Source organism: Rhodoplanes roseus (assembly GCF_003258865.1).
Taxonomy (GTDB): Bacteria; Pseudomonadota; Alphaproteobacteria; order Rhizobiales; family Xanthobacteraceae; genus Rhodoplanes; species Rhodoplanes roseus.
Genome location: NZ_NPEX01000501.1, coordinates 1 through 2,378, shown reverse-complemented (window position 1 = coordinate 2,378; position 2,378 = coordinate 1). Strand labels below are relative to the sequence as shown.

At 65.3% G+C, this 2,378-nt stretch carries 2 protein-coding genes and 1 pseudogene; all 3 read right to left on the bottom strand.

The window, feature by feature from the left end:
- Positions 1–560: 560 nt before the first annotated feature.
- Complete coding sequence (locus CH341_RS33920; RefSeq protein WP_146604699.1) at positions 561–803, bottom strand: hypothetical protein; 243 nt, start codon at positions 801–803, stop codon at positions 561–563.
- A 270-nt stretch (positions 804–1,073) separates the two neighbouring features.
- Positions 1,074–1,436, bottom strand: coding sequence for a hypothetical protein (locus CH341_RS30705; protein ID WP_146604698.1), 363 nt, complete (start codon positions 1,434–1,436; stop codon positions 1,074–1,076).
- A 37-nt stretch (positions 1,437–1,473) separates the two neighbouring features.
- A pseudogene (locus CH341_RS30700) lies at positions 1,474–2,378 on the bottom strand (hypothetical protein); the annotation flags it as partial.

The window sequence follows — 2,378 nt, the reverse complement described above, 5'->3', positions numbered from 1 at the left end:
TACTGCCGCTCGTAGGTCGCGCGGTCGGTCACTTCGTCGCCGACGATGTCGTCGAACGCACGGTCCGAGATGCGCATACGCGCCTCCCCTGCTGGTGATGTGTGGAGTGGAGACGAACCGTGAAGCTGCGGCCTGTCAGAGGGCCGACGCATTTCTGCGGGCGTCGGGGAGCTGATGGGTCGAACGCCCCGTCGTTGATGTCGCCCGTGCCGGTCGCGGTTGGTGCGGCGGCATGGCGGAACGGGTCGGGACGTCGGCGGGGACTTGCCCGCGGCCTCACTCGTCGCCTTGCCTTAGGATCAAGATACCTATGCAAGGTCGTAGGAAGTAGTCACACCAATAGCTTGTGAGTACCGAAAGTGAATACTCGATATGCTCGTCATCCGATCCGGCCGAGCGCCCGCAAGTCATGATCGCTACGGCAAAGTTCCGGATGGCGGGCACGGTCCCAGAACGGACTGGGCCCAAGTCTAGGGAGGACATTGTACCGTCCTGCGGCCCTTGGTGGAGACTCGGGCGGTGCGAAACCCTCACATCGCCCGTGTCTCGGCGCTGCTTTCTCAAAAGGAACCTTGGCGCTTGCCGATCTTTAGCATCGGATGAAGCGGCAGGACCTTTACGATGCTCTCGTCGCGACGGAGGCGCGCATAACCTCCTGGCGTCAGCTGGTGGACCGTCGCCTCGCGCGGATCATGGAGCTCGAGCGGAGCGGCAGCGATGTCAGTGGAGCGAAAGCCCTGCTGGCGCACTTTCGAGAGTTGCTGCATCGCGACGTCGAGCAACGCGCCCGCATTCTCATCCAATTAGGTGAGCTCGACGTCGGGACCGATCCGTCCGGGATGGGCGATCGATAAGCTCGCGCCCAGGGCGGCACCATCACGACGCGCGAGCAGATCGATGCCGCCTTCGCAAGCCTCTGACGGGCATCGGCGAAGTGAAGCGGAGCCCGATCCTCCTCCGCAACACAGCAATGCTGATAGAGGTCTTCGACCGGCTCCACCGACGACTCGTGCCGGCTCGCGCGCCCCCCCTGCTGGTGATGTTTGGAGTGGAGGCGAGCCGAAGCTGCGGCCTCAGAGGGCCGACGCAGCCCGGAACGCGTCGGGGAGCTGATCCGCCTGCAGTCCGAAGGCGTCGGCAGCAGCGACCATCAGCGGATGGTCGTGCCGGAATATCGAACGATGACGCCACTCGATCCGCGCGATCTCACGATCGGTCGGATCCGGGATCGCCTCGATGAAGGCGTCTACGTCCGCCTCGGTCTTTCCGAGCTGGAGCAGCCAAAGAAGACATTGCGCCTTCGAGATCGCCGGAACGGGATCATCGGCAACCGCCACAGGAAGCGGCGCGTGTCCGTCGGCGACCCACTGCTCGAACATCTGCCGGTCCCGGTTGGCGGGATCGGTCGGGATCACCATTCCGTCGGAGAGGCGCACGATGGTGTCGAAAGGACCCGCCCGGTACATCGTTGCCTCACAGCTCGGCGTCGCAGACGACCTGGCTCAGATCGAGGAACTGACCGGACGGGATCGTCTGCTTGAAATAGAAGACCGTGAACGGCGTGGCGACGATCGCGGCCCAGGTCGTGAACGACGCTCCGTCGTTGATGTCGCCCGTGCCGGTCGCGGTCGGCGCGGCGCGCATCGGGACCGGCAGAGTGAAGCTGCAGCCGAGGTCCTTGGACGACGATCCGGTGTTGAGGAACCGGACCAGCAGATCCGTCGTCCCGTTCCCGATCTTCTGGTAGTAGCGCATGCACAGGAGCAGCTCGTAGCCGTAGGCGCGTCGCTCATACGGATTCGCTGCAGTCCCCGGCTCGAGCTGTGCGCGCGTCACGGTCCCGGTGCTGAACTCGATCGTGGTGTCGGTGTTGGCCGTAAGGCTCGCGGAGTTGAAACCGGTCGCCGCGTATGATCCCGATGCGGCTCCCTGATAGACTCTGGCGGTCGCCGTCCCCCACCAGGACGCGGCGTAGACGCCCCCCTCGACATTCTTGCCTTCGACGAGCTGGAGCAGCGTTCCGCTCGTGATCGTCAGAACGACGTCCGCACCGGATTGGCTGAACGTGTAGGTGCAGCCAGAGGCGCCGGCCTTCCAACGATCGTGCCCATAAGCACCGGCGGCCAGCGACACGGTGCCGGAGACCCCACGCTGGTTCACGACGAAGTTGGCGTTGATCAGCCGGTTGTTGCCGGCTCCCGGCCCCTGGGCACCAGTCGCACCGGTCGCGCCGGTTGCCCCGGTCGCCCCCTGGGGTCCGGTGTCGCCCTTGGCGGCGACCTGAATCCATTTTCCGCCAGCGAGATCGGTGGCGAAGGTCCCGGCCGTGTGCGCGACCAGGCAGACATAGGTCGCGCCGCCCTGCGTCACGACCGAGG